Source organism: Streptomyces sp. NPDC006739, from assembly GCF_042869815.1.
Classification (GTDB): Bacteria; Actinomycetota; Actinomycetes; order Streptomycetales; family Streptomycetaceae; genus Streptomyces.
The window spans coordinates 1-1,775 of sequence record NZ_JBIAGM010000087.1 but is presented as its reverse complement, the minus strand read 5'-3'; the positions used below and the strand labels follow the sequence as shown (position 1 = coordinate 1,775).

Here is a 1,775-nt window from a genome sequence, read left to right as displayed (position 1 = left end):
GCGCGTACCCGTCGTTGTTTGAGTTCGGGGAGCTTGGCGCCGGGGACACCGCGTTTGACGCCGATCAGGGCGTCCATCAGACGCAGGCCCTCGAAGGCGTCGCGGGCGTAGCGGACCTCGCCCTGGTAGATCTCGTGGAGGTCCTGTTCGACGTAGGCGCGGGTCAGGGCGGCGCCGCCGAGGATGACGGGGAAGCTGGTGGCCAGGCCGCGCTGGTTGAGTTCCTCCAGGTTCTCCTTCATGATCACCGTGGATTTCACCAGCAGCCCGGACATGCCGATCACATCCGCCCGGTGCTCCTCGGCGGCCTCCAGGATCGCCGAGACCGGCTGCTTGATGCCCAGGTTGACCACGTTGTAGCCGTTGTTCGACAGGATGATGTCGACCAGGTTCTTGCCGATGTCGTGGACGTCACCGCGCACCGTCGCCAGCACGATCGTGCCCTTGCCCTCGGTGTCCGACTTCTCCATGTGCGGTTCGAGGTGGGCGACGGCGGCCTTCATGACCTCGGCGGACTGCAGGACGAACGGCAGCTGCATCTGCCCCGACCCGAACAGCTCACCGACGACCTTCATCCCGTCCAGCAGCGTCTCGTTGACGATGTCGAGGGCCGCACGCTCCCGCAGCGCCTCGTCGAGGTCGGCCTCCAGGCCGTTGCGCTCACCGTCGATGATCCGCCGCTTGAGCCGCTCCTCCAGCGGCAGAGCCGCCAGCTCCTGCGCCTTGCCCGCCTTCAACGACTTCGCGGTGGCACCCTCGAACAGCTGCATGAGCTTCTGCAACGGGTCATAACCCTCGGCACGCCGGTCATAAACCAGATCCAGCGCGGTCCGCACCTCTTCCTCGGAGAACCGGGCGATCGGCAGGATCTTGCTGGCGTGCACGATCGCCGAGTCCAGGCCCGCCTTCACGCACTCGTCCAGGAACACCGAGTTCAGCAGGATCCGGGCGGCCGGATTCAGACCGAACGAGATGTTCGACAGCCCCAGCGTGGTCTGCACCTGCGGATGCCGGCGCTTCAGCTCCCGGATCGCCTCGATCGTCGCGATCCCGTCCTTGCGGGACTCCTCCTGACCGGTGCAGATGGTGAACGTCAGGGTGTCGATGAGGATGTCCGGCTCCAGGATCCCCCAGTTCCCCGTCAGGTCCGCGATCAGCCGCTCGGCGATCTCCACCTTCTTCTCCGGGGTGCGGGCCTGGCCCTCCTCGTCGATGGTCAGCGCGATCAGCGCCGCACCGTGCTCCCGGGCCAGCGCGGTGACCCGCGCGAACCGGGACTCCGGACCGTCACCGTCCTCGTAGTTCACCGAGTTGATCACCGCACGGCCGCCGAGCTTCTCCAGGCCCGCCTCGATGACCTCCACCTCCGTGGAGTCCAGCACGATCGGCAGCGTCGACGCGGTCGCGAACCGCCCCGCCAGCTCCTCCATGTCGGCCACACCGTCCCGGCCGACATAGTCCACGCACAGGTCGAGCATGTGCGCGCCCTCACGGATCTGCTCCCGCACCATCTCCACGCAGTCGTCCCAGCGGGCCCCGAGCATCGCCTCACGGAACTTCTTCGAACCATTGGCGTTGGTCCGCTCACCGATCGCCAGATAGGACGTGTCCTGACGGAACGGCACCGTCTGATACAGCGAGGCCGCACCCGGCTCCGGACGCGGGTCACGCGCGGCCGGGACCATGCCCCGGACCCGCTCGACCACCTGACGCAGATGCTCCGGCGTCGTACCGCAACACCCACCGATCAGGGAAAGGCCGTACTCCCGTACGAA

Annotated in this window: 1 protein-coding gene; it reads right to left on the bottom strand. The window is 67.2% G+C overall.

Going from position 1 to position 1,775, the window contains the following annotated elements; all coding sequences use genetic code 11:
• Nucleotides 1-1,775 (bottom strand): dihydropteroate synthase (locus ACFYMM_RS44355; protein WP_388398547.1); only part of this gene is annotated, 1,775 nt, incomplete at both ends.